Origin of the sequence: Streptomyces sp. ISL-87 (assembly GCF_018614095.1) — a bacterium.
GTDB lineage: Bacteria > Actinomycetota > Actinomycetes > Streptomycetales > Streptomycetaceae > Streptomyces.
Window position 1 is genome coordinate 81,360 of sequence record NZ_JAGGOY010000036.1, and the last position, 16,589, is coordinate 97,948.

The following is a 16,589-nucleotide window of genomic DNA, read 5'->3' on the forward strand; positions in this document are numbered from 1 at the left end:
CCGTGGGCGAACAGACCTCCACGGAGGTGCCCGAGAAGATCCAGTCCAGCCCGGAGGGCAAAGCTTCGGCCAAGAAACCGAAGCCCGTGAAGGCTCCGAGGCCGGAATCCCGCCTCGCGATGATCCGCCGGGCCCGCCGGATCAACCGGGAACTGGCCGAGGTGTACCCGTACGCCCATCCGGAGCTGGACTTCCGCAATCCCTTCGAGCTCCTCGTCGCGACCGTCCTGTCCGCGCAGACCACCGACCTGCGGGTGAACCAGACGACCCCGGCCCTCTTCGCCGCGTACCCGACCCCGGAGGACATGGCGGCGGCGGTTCCCGAGGATCTGGAGGAGCTCATCCGGCCGACCGGGTTCTTCCGGGCGAAGTCGAGGGCCCTTCTCGGCCTCTCCCAGGCCATCCGGGACAACTTCGGCGGCGAGGTTCCGGGCCGCCTAGAGGACCTGGTGACCCTCCCCGGAGTCGGCCGCAAGACCGCCAACGTCGTCCTCGGCAACGCCTTCGGTGTCCCGGGGATCACCGTGGACACCCACTTCGGGCGGCTCGTCCGCCGCTGGAAGTGGACCGAGCAGGAGGACCCGGAGAAGGTCGAGGCGGAGATCTGCGCGATCTTCCCGAAGAGCGAGTGGACGATGCTCTCGCACCGCGTCGTCTTCCACGGCCGCCGGATCTGCCACTCCCGCAAGCCCGCCTGCGGCGCCTGCCCGATCGCCCCGCTCTGCCCGGCGTACGGGGAGGGCGAGACCGACCCGGAGAAGGCGAAGAAGCTGCTCAAGTACGAGAAGGGCGGCCAGCCGGGCCAGCGGCTGAGCCCGCCGCCGGACTACCCGGGCCTGCCGGCCCCGGCGCTGGGCGGCGAGCCGGCGGCGCCCTGAGCCGAGGGCACAGGCGGCGCAGCCAGCACAGCCGGTACGGAGAGCGCAGCCAGCGCAGCCAGCACAGCCAGCACAGAGCACGAAGCACTGCCCGGGCCGCCGTTCGGTGGCTCGCGAAGGAACGAATCCGGCCACAGGCTGCGTTGTGCCGGTGTCGGGAAACGACAGGGAGCAGGGGTGCCTATGACGCGCGGGACGCGGGACGACAGTGTGGCCGGGACGGCCCGGAGGGCCGCGTCGTCGGCGCCACCGGCGCAGAGCAAGCAGAACGGGGCCCCGCGCGGCGGTATCGACGTCAGCACCCACGGTCTCCCCGGCTGGCTCGACCCCGTCGTCGAGGCGGCCCGCACCGTCCGGCCGACCCAGCTGAGCCGCTTCCTGCCCCCCGAGGACGGCCGGGGCCGCCAGTCGGCGGTGCTGATCCTCTTCGGCGAGGGCCCCCGCGGCCCCGAGCTGCTCCTCCAGGAGCGCGCCGGCAGCCTCCGCTCGCACCCCGGCCAGCCCTCCTTCCCCGGTGGCGCCCTCGACCCGGAGGACGGCGATCCGCACACCACCGGCCCGCTGCGCGCCGCCCTGCGCGAGGCGGAGGAGGAAACCGGCCTGGATCCCGCCGGTGTCCAGCTGTTCGGGGTTCTGCCCCGCCTCTACATCCCGGTCAGCGAGTTCGTCGTGACCCCGGTGCTCGGCTGGTGGCGCACCCCCAGCCCGGTCGGCGTCGTGGACCCGGCCGAGACGGCCCGGGTCTTCACGGTTCCCGTGGCGGATCTCACGAATCCCGATCATCGGGTGACGGTCGTTCACCCAAGTGGCCACCAGGGTGCGGGCTTCACCGTCGAATCGGCTCTGGTCTGGGGTTTTACCGCCGGAGTCATCGACCGGATCCTGCATTTCGCGGGCTGGGAGCAGCCCTGGGACCGTACCCGTCAGGTCCCGCTCGACTGGCGCGCATGAGACGGTGACCCTCGTGAACGTGCTGGACATCTTGCTGCTGCTCGCCGCCGTGTGGTTCGCGATCGTCGGCTACCGCCAGGGTTTCGTCGTCGGCATCCTGTCGGTGATCGGCTTCCTCGGCGGTGGCCTCGTCGCCGTGTCCCTGCTGCCGCTGATCTGGGACCAGGTGACGGACAACGGCACCCAGGTGTCCACCACGGTCGTCGTGATCGCCGTCGTCGTGATCATCATCTGTGCCTCGATCGGCCAGGCGCTCACCACGCATCTGGGCGCCCGGCTCCGGCGCCACATCACCTGGCAGCCGGCCCGCGCGATCGACGCGACCGGCGGGGCGCTGGTCAACGTCGTGGCGATGCTGCTGGTGGCCTGGCTGATCGGCTCGGCGCTCGCCGGTACGTCACTTCCGACACTGGGCAAGGAAGTCCGTAACTCCAAGGTGCTCCTCGGCGTGTCGCGGGTGCTGCCCGCCCAGGCCAACACCTGGTTCTCGGACTTCAGTTCCACCCTGGCCCGCAACGGCTTCCCGCAGGTCTTCAGCCCGTTCTCCAACGAGCCGATCACCGAGGTGAAGGCGCCCGACCCGGCGCTCGCCCGCAGCGTGGTGGCCGATCAGGCCAAGCGTTCGATCGTGAAGGTCGTCGGCACCGCGTCCAGTTGCAGCAAGGTGCTGGAGGGCACCGGCTTCGTCTTCGCGCCCGGCAAGGTGATGACCAACGCCCACGTCGTCGGCGGGGTCGGCGAGCCGACCGTGCAGATCGGCGGCGAGGGCAGGCTCTACGACGGCAAGGTCGTGCTCTACGACTGGGAGCGCGACATCGCCGTCCTCGACGTGCCCAAGCTGAAGGCGCCGGCGCTGGAGTTCACCGAGAAGGACGCGGTGAGCGGCAGTGACGCGATCGTCGCCGGGTTCCCGGAGAACGGCGGGTACGACGTCCGCGCGGCCCGTGTCCGCGGCCGGATCAACGCCAACGGCCCGGACATCTACCACCGCGGCACCGTCAGGCGCGACGTCTACTCGCTCTACGCGACGGTTCGCCAGGGCAACTCCGGCGGCCCGCTGCTGACGCCCGACGGCAAGGTGTACGGGGTCGTCTTCGCGAAGTCCCTGGACGACCCGAACACCGGCTACGCCCTGTCGGCGGACGAGGTCCGCGACGACATCCGGTTCGGGAAGACCGCCGACCGGCGGGTGGACAGCCAGGGCTGCGCCCTCTGATCACTGGCCGCTCGACCCTCCGGCGCTCGCCCTCTGCCCGCTCGCCCTCCGGCCGCTCTACATCCGTGGATGACGCAGCCGTGCCGAGACCCAGCGGGCCCGGCGGCGCAGGATGCGCGGGATTCCGAGTCTGGGGTCATGGCCGTCCCGGCCGGCCCTCTCGTGCGTGCCCGGCGTCGCGGCCGAGCGGCGTTCGCGTGCGGTGTCACCGTAGTCGTGCGTCCAGCCCATACTCCGAGCTGTGCCCGTGGCCCATGGTCGGTAACCCCGTCCGCGGCGGCCAATTGGCCTATGCGCCAGGCAATTGAACGTTCATAGGACAGTGCTACTGGTAACCTGTCGCGCCGTCAGGAAGCCGGCGGGGAACTGCGGGGAACTGCGGGGAACCCGCCAGGCAGCCCGTCAGCGGTCCGGCTCGGGGTCCTTGAGCCAGTTGACCAGCTCCGCCGAGAAGGCCACGGGGTCCTCCTCGTGTGGGAAGTGCCCGAGCCCGTCGAACAGCCGCCAGCGGTACGGGGCTTCGACGTACTCGCCGGAACCGGCCGCGCTCCGCGTCCGCATCACCGGGTCGAGCGAACCGTGCAGATGCAGCGTCGGCACCCGCAGCGGCCGCTTCATCCGACGGTTGAACTGCAGCCCGTCCGGGCGGGCCATCGACCGCATCATCCAGCGGTACGGCTCGATCGAGCAGTGCGCGGTGGACGGGATGCACATCGCACGCCGGTACACGGCGAGGTCTTCATCGTCCGGGAGCAGCGGCCCCGACCAGTCCTTGATCAGCTGCCCTACGAGTGCCCCGTCGTCCGCGACGAGCTGCCGCTCGGGGATGAACGGCCGCTGGAAGCCCCAGATGTGGGAGCTCGCCCTGGTCTGCCCGAAGTCCGCGAGCATCGCCGAGCGCCAGCGACGCGGATGCGGCATCGAGGAGACCACCAGTCGGCGCACCAGCTTGGGCCGCATCACGGCCGCCGTCCAGGCGAGGTAGCCGCCCAGGTCGTGCCCGACGAGCGCGGCGTCCGGCTCGCCGAGGGACCGTACGACCCCGGTGATGTCGAGCGCCAGGTTGGCGGGGTCGTAGCCACGGGGAGTGCGGTCGCTGCCGCCCACCCCGCGCAGGTCCATCGCGACCGCGCGGTATCCGGCGTCGGCGAGCGCGGTCAGCTGGTGGCGCCAGGTCCACCAGAACTGCGGGAAGCCGTGCAGCAGCAGGACGAGCGGCCCGTCGCCCAGCTCGGCGACGTGGAAGCGGGCCCCGTTGGCCGCGACGTCCCGGTGCGTCACCGCTTGCCCGCCGGGGAGGTCGAGCCGTACCGCCGACGCGGCGGTGGGTGGGGTGCTGCCGGAGTCGGGCGAGGGCGCTGTCATGAAGACGAGCGTGCCACACCCACGGCCTTGTCACTCACCGGCCGCGGATGCGGCTTGACGGTCCCGACGAGGGCCGCGGTCTGCTTGACCGAGTCGATGGTCCTCGTCGGCGGCTTGACTTTCTTGAACTTGGCCATGGCCACCAGCCCGACCAGGCCCGCGAGCAGCCAGAACGCGCCGCCGACGATGAGGAAGGCCCAGGCGAGCCCGAGCCCGAGGTTGTGGATCCCGTACGCGGCGGCGAAGCTCAGCACCGGCAGGGAGAACAGCACGAGCACGCCCGCGACGGTGGCGGCGCCGCTGCCGATGCCCGCGCGCTTGACGTCCTCGCGGAGCTCCGCCTTGGCGAGGGCGATCTCGTCGTGCACCAGGGCGGACATCTCGGCGGTGGCCGAGGCGACCAGCTGGCCGAGTGTGCGCTCGGCTCCCTGCGCCTCTTGGTCCACTGCACTCATCGCTCTCTCCCTCTGTCGTCTGCTGCCGGCGACTGTCCTGCGTCGTCTGTCAGATCATGCCGGACGGTCGCTGCCGGCGCTGGACCCGGCCGCGGCTTCGTCGCGGGATGTGGCCGCCGCTTCCGCCTTGCGGCGGTGTTCCGCGGCCTTGTCCTCGTAGATCTTCGCCATCCGCAGGTGGAACTCGGGCTTGTCCTCCTCGTAGATGTCCGGGATGCCGTCGAGGTCCTCGTCGAGTTCCTCGGCATCGGTCAGCGCCTTGTAGGTGCGGTTGCGCAGCTTGAGCATCACGCTCGCTACGAGGGCCGCGCTGAGCGAGCCGATCAGGACTGCGGCTTTGATCTCGTCGGTGAGGGCGGCGTCGTCGGTGAAGGCGAGTTCGCCGATGAGGAGCGAGACGGTGAAGCCGATGCCGGCGAGTGAGGCCACGGCCAGGACGTCGGGCCAGGCGAGGTCCTCGTTCAGCTCTGCCTTGGTGAAGCGGGCGGCCAGCCAGGTGCCGCCGAAGATGCCCACGGTCTTGCCGACGAGCAGGCCGAGGACCACGCCGAGGGTCTCGGGCCGGGTGAAGACCTGCTTGAGGGCCTCGTCGGAGAGGGAGACCCCGGCGGAGAACAGCGCGAAGACGGGCACGGCGAGCCCGGCGGAGACCGGCCGGACCATGTGCTCGATGTGCTCCCCGGGGGACTGCTGCTCGCCGTCCTTGCGGGTGCAGCGGAGCATCAGGCCCATGGCGACACCGGCGATGGTGGAGTGGACGCCGCTGTTGTACATCAGGCCCCAGATCACCAGGGCGAGCGGTACGTAGACGTACCAGCCGCGGACGTTCTTGCGGAGCAGGAACCAGAAGAGGACGAGGCCCAGGACCGCCCCACCGAGCTGCGGCAGCTTGATCTCGTTGGTGAAGAAGACCGCGATGATCATGATGGCGAACAGGTCGTCGACCACGGCCAGGGTCAGCAGGAAGGCGCGCAGCGCGGAGGGCAGCGAGGTGCCGATGACCGCGAGGACCGCGAGGGCGAAGGCGATGTCGGTGGCGGTCGGGACCGCCCAGCCCTGCATCGAGCCGCTGCCGAAGATGTTGACCAGTGCGTAGACCAGCGCGGGCACGGCCATGCCGCAGACGGCGGCGATGACCGGGAGGGCGGCCGCCTTGGCGTCGCGCAGGTCACCCGCGACGAGCTCGCGCTTGAGCTCGATGCCGGCGACGAAGAAGAAGATGGCGAGCAGGCCGTCCGCCGCCCAGTGCTGGAGCGAGAGGTCGAGGCCGAGGAAGGCGGGGCCTATGTGGAAGTCCAGGACGCTCTGGTAGCTGTCCGCCATGGCGGGGACGTTCGCCCACACGAGGGCGGCGATCGCGGCCACGAGGAGCAGCACACCGCCGACCGTCTCGGCGCGCAGGGCATCGGCGACGAAGCGGCGCTCGGGCAGCGAGAGCCGGCCGAGCAGCTTGCGGCTGTGGTTGTCTGCGGGCTGACGGGGGGTGGGCGCGGCCACGTGGGGACACCTTCCGGGGACGGTTGGACGGCATGATGAAGCTCGTTGCCGACCAGACTTCCCGGCGCACCCTGTGGACTTTCATTTTTTACGCTTCTCGTACTTTACAGGGGGCGCGCACGGGCGTATGCGGTGATCGTTACTTTAGGTGCGAAAGGGGCATCCGGCGCGCCGCGCCGGATGCCCCTTTCGCCTGCGTCCTGGCCCTTTCAGGGCCGTTCTCAGTCCTCGCTGCCCGCGGCGGGAAGCTTGCTCTGGATCAGGTCCATGACCGAGGAATCGGCCAGAGTGGTGACATCGCCGACCGCCCGGTTCTCGGCGACGTCGCGCAGCAGACGCCGCATGATCTTGCCGGAGCGGGTCTTCGGGAGTTCCTGGACCGGCAGGATCCGCTTCGGCTTGGCGATCGGGCCGAGCGTGGCGGCCACGTGGCTGCGCAGGTCCCCGACCAGGCTCTCGGTCTCGGAGGCGCTGCCGCGCAGGATGACGAAGGCCACGATGGCCTGGCCGGTGGTCTCGTCGGCCGCGCCGACCACGGCCGCCTCGGCGACCGAAGGGTGCGAGACGAGCGCCGACTCGACCTCGGTGGTCGAGATGTTGTGGCCGGAGACCAGCATGACGTCGTCCACCCGGCCGAGCAGCCAGATGTCGCCGTCCTCGTCCTTCTTGGCGCCGTCGCCCGCGAAGTACTTGCCCTCGAAGCGCGACCAGTACGTGTCGATGAAGCGCTGGTCGTCACCCCAGATGGTGCGCAGCATCGACGGCCACGGCTCGGTGAGGACCAGGTAGCCGCCTCCGCCGTTCGGGACCTCGTTCGCCTCGTCGTCCACGACGGTGGCGGAGATTCCGGGCAGCGCGCGCTGCGCCGAGCCCGGCTTGGTCTCCGTGACGCCCGGCAGCGGGGAGATCATCATCGCGCCGGTCTCGGTCTGCCACCAGGTGTCCACGATCGGGCAGCGGTCGCCGCCGATGTGCTTGCGGTACCAGATCCAGGCCTCGGGGTTGATCGGCTCGCCGACCGAGCCCAGCACGCGCAGGCTCGACAGGTCGAACTTCGCGGGGATGTCGTCGCCCCACTTCATGAACGTACGGATGGCCGTGGGAGCCGTGTAGAGGATGGTGACGCCGTACTTCTGCACGACCTCCCAGAACCGGCCCTGGTGCGGGGTGTCCGGCGTGCCCTCGTAGATCACCTGGGTGGCGCCGTTCGCGAGCGGCCCGTAGACGATGTACGAGTGCCCGGTCACCCAGCCGATGTCGGCGGTGCACCAGTAGACGTCGGTCTCCGGCTTCAGGTCGAAGACCGCGTGGTGGGTGTACGCGGCCTGCGTGAGGTAGCCGCCCGAGGTGTGCAGGATGCCCTTCGGCTTACCCGTGGTGCCCGAGGTGTAGAGGATGAAGAGGGGGTGTTCGGCGTCGAACGCCTGCGGGGTGTGCTCGGCGGACTGGCGCCCGACAATCTCGTGCCACCAGACGTCCCGGCCCTCGGTCCAGGCGACGTCCTGGCCGGTACGGCGTACGACGAGGACGTGCTCCACCCGGTCCACGCGGCTGACGGCGTCGTCGACGGCGGGCTTGAGCGCGTTCGGCTTGCCGCGACGGTTCTGGCCGTCGGACGTGATGACGACCTTGGCGTCCGCGTCCTCGATCCGGGTCGCGAGGGCGTCGGCGGAGAAGCCGCCGAAGACGACGGAGTGCGCGGCGCCGACGCGGGCGCACGCGAGCATCGCGACGACCGCCTCGGGGATCATCGGCAGGTAGACGGCGACGCGGTCGCCGGCCTGGACACCCAGCTCGGTCAGGGCGTTGGCGGCCTTGGAGACCTCGTCCTTGAGCTCGGCGTAGGTGATCGAGCGGCTGTCGCCGGGCTCGCCCTCGAAGTGGATGGCGACGCGGTCGCCGTTGCCGGCCTCGACGTGCCGGTCCACGCAGTTGTACGCCACGTTCAGCTTGCCGTCCGCGAACCACTTCGCGAAGGGCGGGTTCGACCAGTCGAGCGTCTCGGTCGGCTCGGTGGCCCAGGTCAGCCGCCGTGCCTGCTCGGCCCAGAAGCCCAGCCTGTCCGCGTCGGCCTGTTCGTACGCAGCCTGTGTCACATTGGCGGCGGCGGCCAGATCGGCAGGCGGTGCGAACCGCCGCTCCTCCTTGAGCAGATTGGCCAGGCTCTCATTGCTCACGACATCTCCCTTTCCCAGGGTGTCCGTTGTGTCCCCAGGGCATAGCTCATCAGTCAGACGTCCGGGTGACAAGGCCTAGCCGGAATTGGTTTAGACCTATATCACGGGCTGCCCCCACGAGCGAGTGGCCCCTTCCCGCTGCAGGGGCGGGAAGGGGCCACTTGGTGGCACGGATATCGGAGGGTATCGGTTCAGGCGTGGGTGGCCGCCGGAGCGTGGGCGGAGGCCTGGTTGCGGGAGGTCGGGCGGACGCTGTCGAAGACCCGGCAGTCGAAGAAGTCCTCGCCCCCGGAGAGCAGGTACGCCTGGGCCTCGCCCACGTGGAAGTACATCCCGTGCAGCTCCAGCGTGCCCTCGGCGAGCCGCCGGGCCACCGACTCGTGAGCCCGCAGGTGATCCAGCTGCTGCACCACATTGGTCAGGCACAGCTGCTCCACGGCATCCGCCGGGAGCCGGCCCGAGATCCTGGCCCAGGCGTGGTGCCGGCTGGCCATCCGCTCCAGGCTGGGCAGCCCGTGCCGCAGCCATCGCCGCAGCGGGGTCATCGGAGCCCCGGGCGCGGAGTTCAGCAGTGCCTGCATGGCCCCGCAGCCCGAGTGCCCGCACACCGTGATGCTGTCCACCTTGAGTACGTCCACGGCGTACTCGATGGCCGCCGCGACCGAGTCGTCCGTGGACTCGGCTCCCGGCAGCGGGACCAGATTGCCGACATTGCGGACCGTGAACAGGTCGCCCGGGCCGCTGGCCGTGATCATGCTGGTCACCAGGCGGGAATCCGCGCAGGTGAGGAAGAGCTGCGACGGCCGCTGCCCCTCGCGGGCCAGCCGGGCCAGCTCGTCCCGCACATGGGGCGCGGTGTCGCGCTGGAAGGCGCTGATCCCGTTGGCCAGCTGACCCGCGCCGCGCCGGCGGGGAGGCCGTGCCGGGGCCGCCGACGCCGCCGACAGGGGAGCTCCCGCCGCGTCCGAGCCGTCCGCTGCCGTGCCCGACACCGTGGTCTCTGCCGCGGCCGTGTCCGTACGGGAGTCCGCGGCGCGGTGGTCGCAGTGGTTCTGCCACGGCGTCCAGGGGCGGCAGCACTGGTGGCCTCCGGCTCCGCCTCCGCGCTGCGGGGCGCGCCAGGCCGGGTCGGAGCCGTGCGCCGCCTCGGCCCGGCGGCCGGTGACCTCCACCGATCCGCCGTGGGCGCGGTGGGAGTCCTGCCAGTCCTGCAGCGTCTCGTACGCAGCGTGGTCCATGAACGAGCCGTCCAGCTCGATCACGGCGTGCCCGTCGTGCGGGATCTGGTTCAGCACACGGCTCAGCCGTGGCACCGCCAGGAAGGTCAACTGGCCGCGCGCCCACACCCGGTGGACCCCCGTCTCCAGCTGCTCTACGGTGATCCGGGTCCGCGCCAGCCGCTGCAGGGCGAGCGCGACCGCCACCGCGATGCCGATGGCCACGCCCTCCAGGACCCCGCCGAGGACCACTCCCACGATGGTCGTGCAGTAGACCACGACCTCGCCGTGCCGGGTGACGGTACGCAGGTGCGTGGCGCTCACCATCCGCACCCCCACCGCCATCACCAGCGCGGCCAGCGCGGCCAGCGGGATGAGGTCGAGGGCGGGGACGAGCAACCCCGCCGCGAGCAGCACCCAGAGGCCGTGCAGCATGACCGACCGCCGGCTGACGGCACCGGCCTTGACGTTCGCCACGCTGCGCATGGCCCCGCCCGCGACGGGCAGGCCGCCCAGCGCGCCGGAGACGATGTTCGCCGCGCCCTGCCCCCGCAGTTCCCGGTTGAGGTCGGCGCGCGGCGGGCGGTTGCCCGTACCGCGCTCGGAGACGATCAGCTTGTCGGTCGCGACTGCGGAGAGCAGGGATTCCACGCTGCCGACCAGGGTGACGGTCAGGACGGCGGCGATGATGCCGAGGACCGGGCCCTCGGGGAGCTCGGGCAGGGCGTGGTTGTGCCAGGACGGGAGGTCCACCCGGGGCAGGCTGAGGCCGGCCAGGGCGGCGAAGGCGGTGGCCGTCCCCACGGCGGCGAGCGCCGCCGGCACCTTGCGCAGGGCGCGGCCCGTCCGCCCGGGCAGTCTCGGCCAGCCGAACAGGACGAGCAGCGTCAGCGCGCTGACGCCGAGCGCGACCGGATGCAGATCGGCCAACTGGGCGGGCAGGCCGAGGATGTTGGCGACGGCGGAACTCTGCGGGGTGCCGCCGAGCACGATGTGCAGCTGGGCCAGCGCGATGGTCACGCCGATGCCGGCGAGCATCCCGTGCACGATGGCCGGGCTGACCATGAGCGCCGACCGGGCGGTGCGCAGCAGGGCGAGGCCGAGCTGGCAGAGGCCGGCGAGCACGGTGATGGCACAGGTGGTACGCCACCCGTAGTGCTGGATCAACTCGGCGGTGACGACGGTGAGTCCGGCGGCGGGTCCGCTCACCTGGAGCGGAGCGCCACCGAGCCGTCCGGCGACGATTCCGCCGACCGCCGCGGCGACCAGACCGGCCTGGAGCGGGGCTCCGGTGGCCAGGGCGATGCCGAGCGAGAACGGCAGGGCGATCAGGAAGACGCTGATAGAGGCGGAGAGGTCCGCGGGGAGATTGTTCGTCGGTGTGGGGGAGGTGGCTGTCATAAGGTCCCGTCTCCTCTGGGGGAGGGGTGAAGCGGCGGGAGTCTCAATACTCGGTAAATGGATGGTAATGGAGAGTAAAGAGCTGTGGTGCGTAATACGGGCAAATGGCCTAGGAATTAACCCTCCAGGGTGATTAATCATTTTGTACGGCTTGTCATACCTTCCTCGCATCGGATCGCGTGGGACGTTGCGGCGCGGAAGTCCTGCGATGAACTGCGAGGGAGAGGTGGGGCGGATGATCGCCGCCACGAAGAAGATCGCCGGTGGCTTGGCCGCTACGGCGCTGGTCATGGGAGTCGCCGGGTGCAGCTCCTCGGAACCCACCAAGGCCCCGGTCCCCGGAAGCCAGAACGCCCGGAAGGGTGCCGCCGCCCCCGAGGCCCCCGGCAGCGTCAACCGGCTCATCGGCGACGGTTCGACCGCGTACACCGGCTCGCAGCCGAACGTACAGAAGGCGCAGAAGCTGAAGCCCGGTGAGAAGCCGCCGCAGTTCGTGGTGTTCTCGTGGGACGGGGCCGGTGAGGACAGCCAGAAGCTCTTCTCGCACTTCCGCGAGGTCGGCAAGAAGTACAACGCCCGTATGACGTACTTCCTCAGCGGTGTGTACATGCTCCCGGAGGAGAAGCGTTCCCTCTACACCGCCCCACAGCACGAGCCGGGCCGCTCCGACATCGGCTTCGGCGACCTCCAGGGCATCAAGGACACCGCCACCCAGCTGCGCGGGGCCTGGCTGGAGGGCAACGAGATCGGCACCCACTTCAACGGCCACTTCTGCGGCCCCGAAGGCGGGGTCGGCACCTGGTCCGTGGACGAGTGGAAGAGCGAGATCAGCCAGGCCAAGTCCTTCGTCAAGAACTGGAAGACCAACGCGGGCCTGAAGACCGAGGAGGCGCTCCCCTTCGACTACGACAAGGAGCTCATCGGCGCCCGCACCCCCTGCCTCGAAGGCCAGAAGAACTTCATGCTCGCGGCAAAGGACCTGGGCTTCCGCTACGACTCCAGCGGGATCAGCAAGCAGATCTGGCCCAAGAAGACGGACGGGCTCTGGGACCTTCCGCTCCAGCTGGTGCCCATGCCGGGCCGTGCCTTCGACACGCTGAGCATGGACTACAACTACATGGTCAACCAGTCCGGTACGACCACGCAGGGCGACCCGTCGCAGCACACGTACTGGGGCGACCAGATGCGCGACGGCCTGCTCCAGGCCTTCGAGCGGACCTACCGGGGCAACCGCGCACCGCTGATCATCGGCAACCACTTCGAGTCCTGGAACGGCGGCACCTACATGCGCGCCGTCGAGGAGTCCATCAAGGGCATGTGCACCCAGAAGGACGTTCGCTGCGTGCCGTTCCGCGAGCTGGCCGACTGGCTGGACGCCCAGGACCCGAAGACCGTGGAGTGGATGCGCACCCTCGATGTCGGCGAGGCGCCGAAGGAGGGCTGGACGAAGTTCCTGACGGCGGGGCCGCCGGCCCGGCCGGCCGCCCCCGCCGTGGTCAAGCCGGCTGCGGAGCCGGCTGGCGAGTCTGGCTCTGAGTCGGACGAGGGCTGACGGGGTCCGCCGCCCCCTCGCTGAGGACGAAATCGGGGTCGACCTGGGCTGCCAGGTCGACCCCGGTCTTGGCGTTGCCCCAGCTCTCCGCGTTCCGCAGGTGGAAGTGGACCATCTGCTCGGTGTACCGGGCCCAGTCGCGGGTGGCGTACGAGTCGTCGGCGGCGTCCTGGAGCGCCTGGAGGGCGAACCGGTTGGTGGCCTCTAGCAGTTCGAACGCGGCCGGGCGCCCCTTCTCCATCGCCCGCACCCAGTCGGAGTGCCCGACCGTGACCAGCAGGTCGTCGCCCACCTCGTCCTGGAGGAACTCGATGTCCTCCGGACCCTGCACCTTGTTGCCGATCACCTTGAGCGCGACCCCGAAGTCCTGTGCGTACTCCTTGTACTGGCGGTACACGGAGACGCCCTTGCGGGTCGGCTCGGCGACCAGGAAGGTCACGTCGAAACGGGTGAACATGCCCGAGGCGAAGGAGTCGGAGCCGGCCGTCATGTCGACGACCACGTACTCGTCCGGGCCGTCGACCAGGTGGTTCAGGCAGAGCTCGACCGCCCCGACCTTGGAGTGGTAGCAGGCCACGCCCAGATCCGACTCGGTGAACGGCCCGGTGGCCATCAGCCGGACCGGCTCCCCGTCGAGCAGCATCGTGCGCGCACAGGCCTCGTACACCGGGTTGTCCTCGGCGACCCGCAGCAGTCGCGAGCCGGTCCCGGGCGGGGTGGTCTTGATCATCGTGTCGGCGGAGGCGATGCGCGGGTTGGAGCCGCGCAGGTACTCCTTGATCAGGGGCAGGTGCGCGCCCATGGCGGGCAGCGCGGCGGCCTCGTCCTCGCCGAGCCCGAGTGCGGCGCCGAGGTGCTGGTTGATGTCGGCGTCCACCGCGACGACGGGGGCTTCATTGGCGGCGAGGTGGCGGATGAAGAGGGCCGACAGCGTGGTCTTCCCGCTGCCGCCCTTTCCCACGAAAGCGATCTTCATGTTCACCAAGCGTAGCGGGTCGGTGGCGGTGAGTGCCGGAGGTGAGTGAAGAAGACCACTCCAAGGAGGGGTCGGTGCTATGGGCGAGCAGTGCGTAGGCTCCCTACTTATGAGTAGCGCTTCTGACCCGCTGGCCGCACTGGCCGGGCTGCCGGGTGTCGCCGAGTCGGTGGATTCCGTACGCAAGGCCGTGGACCGGGTCTATGGCCACCGGGTCATGCGCCGACGCAGCGGGGAGATCACCTCGGAGGCCGCGCTGCGCGGGGCCCGGGGGAGTGCGGCGCTGTCCGGCGCCGACTGGGCGCTGGAGGAGGTGCGCCGCCGGACCGACTTCGGCGGCGAGACGGAGGCGCGCACGGTGGGCGCGGCCCTGCGCCTGACGGCTGAGGCCGGCCAACTGCTGAGCATCTGGCGCCAGTCGCCGCTACGGGTCCTCGCGCGGCTCCACCTGGTGGCGTCGGGCTCGACCGCCGAGGGCGACACCGTGGGCCGCCCCCGGCTGGCGGGCGAACCGGTTACCGAGCCCCTGATCGACGACATGCCCCTGCCGAGCGCCGAGGAGGTCGCCGCCCGACTGGACGGCCTCTCCCAGCTGATCATCGCGGGCGGCTCGGCCCCGGCGCTGATCACGGGCGCGGTGGTGCACGGTGAGCTGCTGGCCCTGCGCCCGTTCGGCTCGTACAACGGCCTGGTCGCGCGCGCGGCCGAACGCATCGTGCTGATCAACAGCGGGCTCGACCCGAAGGCGATCTGCCCGGCGGAGGTCGGCCACGCGGAGCAGGGCGCGGACGCGTACCTGGCGGCCTTCGAGGGCTACGTCTCGGGTACGCCGGAGGGAATGGCGGCCTGGATCGCCCACTGCGGCCGAGCGATCGAACTGGGAGTCCGTGAATCCACGGCGGTCTGCGAAGCCCTCCAGCGCGGGGCGGCCTGATCTCGCGACGCCCTGTACACAGGGTTGCGGCGACACCGTCTTGCTTTGGTGCCGCCGCTGGCACTTACGCCCAGTTACCAAGCGTCCTCGAAAGTTGCCCATCAGGTCGGGAACTTTGCCCGTTACCTGGTGCGGCTGGCCCGTAATCGACGGGTCGACGTCGCGTGGGTGCTCGGCGTTCATGCTTTTCGGTCCGTGGGCCATTCTGCGGTTTAAAGATGATCCTCTCGGATGTTCTTTGGTCTCGCGGGCCTTGACTCCTTTGTACTCCGCTTCCGAGATATGTGAAACCCCTGGCCCCACTTCTTTACTTTCCAGGACACCCCGGGCAAACCAGACACTCATACCCCCGCAGGCCAGACACCGCCGACCGGGGCTCGCGGCCCCCTCCCGGCCTCGCCGACGCTTGAGGCAGCGGGAGGCCCCTCCCAGTCCGTCGGCGGTTGAGGCGGCGCGAGGCCTCTCCCGGCCTCGCCGGTGCTTGAGGCAGCGGGAGGCCTCTCCCGGCCTCGCCGGTGTTTGAGGCGGCGCGGGCCCCTCCCAGCCCCGCCGGCGTTTGAGGCGGCGGGGTCTGGGGCGAAGCCCCAGGAGACGGGGAGAGGGCGGGGCGGGGAGCAATCTCCCGCGCAGCGGCCCCCAGCCGCGAGTGCAGTCCAAGCCTCACCACCCACCCGGCCAGGCTCCAGGCTGAGCCGGGCCCAGCCGGGCCAGGCCCAGCCCGGGCCAGGCCAGGCCGAGCCCACCGTCAGGGTCCAGGCGGAGCCAGGCCGAGCCCGCCGACCCCACCCGGCCAGGGTTCAGGCAGAGGCGACAGCGGCCAGCGCACTGGCCCGGCGCCGGTTCGCGTACCAAACCAGCCCCGCAGTGGCCGCCGCCGCCCCCACCGCCGCCGCAGCGACCAACGCCGGCCGCGAGGCCATGGACAGCCCCGGCAGCCGCTGCTTCAGCCGCACCGGCCGGTTGAACACCAGCACCGGCCACTCCCGCGCCACCGCTTCCCGCCGCAGTGCCCGGTCGGGGTTGACCACATGCGGGTTCCCCACCGCCTCAAGCATCGGCACATCGGTGATCGAGTCGCTGTACGCGTAGCACCGCGCGAGGTCGTATCCCTCGGACTCCGCGAGCTCGCGGACGGCTTCCGCCTTCGTCGGCCCGTAGGCGTAGTACTCGATCTCGCCCGTGAAGCAGCCGTCTTCGCCGACTACCATCCGCGTGGCCACGACCCGGTCCGCGCCGAGCATCTCGCCGATCGGCTCCACCACCTCCGCGCCGGAGGTGGACACGATCACCACATCGCGCCCCGCCGTGTGGTGGGCCTCGATGAGGGACGCGGCCTCGTCGTAGATGATCGGGTCGATGAGGTCGTGCAGGGCTTCGGCGACGATCTCCCGCACCTGCTGCACATTCCACCCCTTGCACAGGGCGGACAGATACTCCCGCATCCGCTCCATCTGATCGTGGTCGGCGCCGCCGGCCAGGAAGATGAACTGCGTGTACGCGGTGCGCAGCACGGCCCGGCGGTTGATGAGGCCGCCCTGGTAGAAGGACTTGCTGAACGTCAGAGTGCTCGACTTCGCAATGACCGTCTTGTCCAGGTCGAAGAACGCTGCGGTGCGAGGCAAGGAGTGCGGCAAGGGCTGATTTTCCACGCCCCGAGCATATGCGCCCACCATTCGGCGTAAGGTGTGGCGCGTGGGTTTGCCTGAGAAGGCTCTCGGGTACACCATGGAAGTCACGGATCGTTCGCGACCGTGCTAACCCGGTCTGGCTCCTCCCCCCCCGAGTCGGACCGTGGGGACGACCCCCGCTCTCCCCCCCGGCGGGGGTCGTCGCATGTCCGGACGCGGTTTGCGTCCCTTGCCTTCGGCCCCTGATGACCATCTGCCCGGCCCTTCCTCTTGTATGGGCCCGCACGGCGAAGGCCCTCACCACATCAGACTCGTGACGCTGCGTAGTTGTTCCGGCGCGCT

Annotated in this window: 12 protein-coding genes; 5 read left to right on the forward strand and 7 right to left on the reverse strand. The window is 70.4% G+C overall.

Annotated features, from left to right (window positions below; translation table 11 throughout):
• Positions 1-38 precede the first annotated feature (38 nt).
• The 3 genes from nth to J7I97_RS14165 all read left to right on the forward strand — a co-directional run bounded on the left by nth (position 39) and on the right by J7I97_RS14165 (position 3,045).
• Positions 39-878, forward strand: a complete 840-nt coding sequence (nth, locus tag J7I97_RS14155; RefSeq protein ID WP_214934746.1) for an endonuclease III — start codon at positions 39-41, stop codon at positions 876-878.
• A gap of 183 nt (positions 879-1,061) precedes the next feature.
• Positions 1,062-1,829, forward strand: coding sequence for a CoA pyrophosphatase (locus J7I97_RS14160; protein WP_214934677.1), 768 nt, complete (start codon positions 1,062-1,064; stop codon positions 1,827-1,829).
• A gap of 13 nt (positions 1,830-1,842) precedes the next feature.
• The gene (locus tag J7I97_RS14165) at positions 1,843-3,045 is read left to right on the forward strand and encodes a MarP family serine protease (RefSeq protein ID WP_214934748.1); all 1,203 of its coding nucleotides are present in this window, start codon (positions 1,843-1,845) and stop codon (positions 3,043-3,045) included.
• A 402-nt stretch (positions 3,046-3,447) separates the two neighbouring features.
• Here J7I97_RS14165 and J7I97_RS14170 read toward each other — a convergent pair whose 3' ends face one another.
• The 5 genes from J7I97_RS14170 to J7I97_RS14190 all read right to left on the reverse strand — a co-directional run bounded on the left by J7I97_RS14170 (position 3,448) and on the right by J7I97_RS14190 (position 11,157).
• Positions 3,448-4,410: an alpha/beta fold hydrolase gene (locus J7I97_RS14170; protein ID WP_214934679.1), complete on the reverse strand. Its 963-nt coding sequence runs from the start codon at positions 4,408-4,410 to the stop codon at positions 3,448-3,450.
• On the reverse strand, positions 4,407-4,865 hold the full coding sequence (locus tag J7I97_RS14175; RefSeq protein ID WP_214934681.1) for a phage holin family protein: 459 nt from the start codon (positions 4,863-4,865) through the stop codon (positions 4,407-4,409). The genes J7I97_RS14170 and J7I97_RS14175 overlap by 4 nt, the downstream gene beginning before the upstream one ends.
• Positions 4,866-4,919: 54 nt before the next feature.
• On the reverse strand, positions 4,920-6,362 hold the full coding sequence (gene nhaA, locus J7I97_RS14180) for a Na+/H+ antiporter NhaA (protein ID WP_214934683.1): 1,443 nt from the start codon (positions 6,360-6,362) through the stop codon (positions 4,920-4,922).
• A 221-nt stretch (positions 6,363-6,583) separates the two neighbouring features.
• Positions 6,584-8,539 carry an acetate--CoA ligase gene (gene acs / locus J7I97_RS14185; RefSeq protein ID WP_214934685.1) on the reverse strand — a complete coding sequence of 652 codons (1,956 nt, stop codon included), beginning with the start codon at positions 8,537-8,539 and terminating at the stop codon, positions 6,584-6,586.
• A gap of 191 nt (positions 8,540-8,730) precedes the next feature.
• The gene (locus J7I97_RS14190; RefSeq protein ID WP_214934686.1) at positions 8,731-11,157 is read right to left on the reverse strand and encodes a bifunctional SulP family inorganic anion transporter/carbonic anhydrase; all 2,427 of its coding nucleotides are present in this window, start codon (positions 11,155-11,157) and stop codon (positions 8,731-8,733) included.
• A gap of 235 nt (positions 11,158-11,392) precedes the next feature.
• Between J7I97_RS14190 and J7I97_RS14195 the strand changes: the two genes are divergently transcribed.
• Positions 11,393-12,709 carry a hypothetical protein gene (locus tag J7I97_RS14195; RefSeq protein ID WP_214934688.1) on the forward strand — a complete coding sequence of 439 codons (1,317 nt, stop codon included), beginning with the start codon at positions 11,393-11,395 and terminating at the stop codon, positions 12,707-12,709.
• On the opposite strand, the gene J7I97_RS14200 is transcribed toward J7I97_RS14195, so the two are convergent.
• Positions 12,654-13,685, reverse strand: a complete 1,032-nt coding sequence (locus J7I97_RS14200) for an ATP-binding protein (protein WP_251058792.1) — start codon at positions 13,683-13,685, stop codon at positions 12,654-12,656. The two genes, J7I97_RS14195 and J7I97_RS14200, sit on opposite strands and share 56 nt — an antisense overlap.
• 109 nt (positions 13,686-13,794) lie before the next feature.
• Between J7I97_RS14200 and J7I97_RS14205 the strand changes: the two genes are divergently transcribed.
• Complete coding sequence (locus J7I97_RS14205) at positions 13,795-14,619, forward strand: oxidoreductase (protein ID WP_214934690.1); 825 nt, start codon at positions 13,795-13,797, stop codon at positions 14,617-14,619.
• A 797-nt stretch (positions 14,620-15,416) separates the two neighbouring features.
• Here the strand turns inward: J7I97_RS14205 and J7I97_RS14210 are convergent.
• On the reverse strand, positions 15,417-16,292 hold the full coding sequence (locus J7I97_RS14210; protein ID WP_214934692.1) for an HAD family phosphatase: 876 nt from the start codon (positions 16,290-16,292) through the stop codon (positions 15,417-15,419).
• Between the last annotated feature and the right edge of the window lie 297 nt (positions 16,293-16,589).

Bases quoted from the DNA above. Each gene is read 5' to 3' on its own strand.
- J7I97_RS14160 (WP_214934677.1), top strand. From the start codon at position 1,062: ATGACGCGCGGGACGCGGGACGACAGTGTGGCCGGGACGGCCCGGAGG.
- J7I97_RS14170 (WP_214934679.1), bottom strand. From the start codon at position 4,410: ATGACAGCGCCCTCGCCCGACTCCGGCAGCACCCCACCCACCGCCGCG.
- J7I97_RS14175 (WP_214934681.1), bottom strand. From the start codon at position 4,865: ATGAGTGCAGTGGACCAAGAGGCGCAGGGAGCCGAGCGCACACTCGGC.
- J7I97_RS14190 (WP_214934686.1), bottom strand. From the start codon at position 11,157: ATGACAGCCACCTCCCCCACACCGACGAACAATCTCCCCGCGGACCTC.
- J7I97_RS14195 (WP_214934688.1), top strand. From the start codon at position 11,393: ATGATCGCCGCCACGAAGAAGATCGCCGGTGGCTTGGCCGCTACGGCG.
- J7I97_RS14200 (WP_251058792.1), bottom strand. From the start codon at position 13,685: ATGAAGATCGCTTTCGTGGGAAAGGGCGGCAGCGGGAAGACCACGCTG.
- J7I97_RS14205 (WP_214934690.1), top strand. From the start codon at position 13,795: ATGAGTAGCGCTTCTGACCCGCTGGCCGCACTGGCCGGGCTGCCGGGT.
- J7I97_RS14210 (WP_214934692.1), bottom strand. From the start codon at position 16,292: ATGGTGGGCGCATATGCTCGGGGCGTGGAAAATCAGCCCTTGCCGCAC.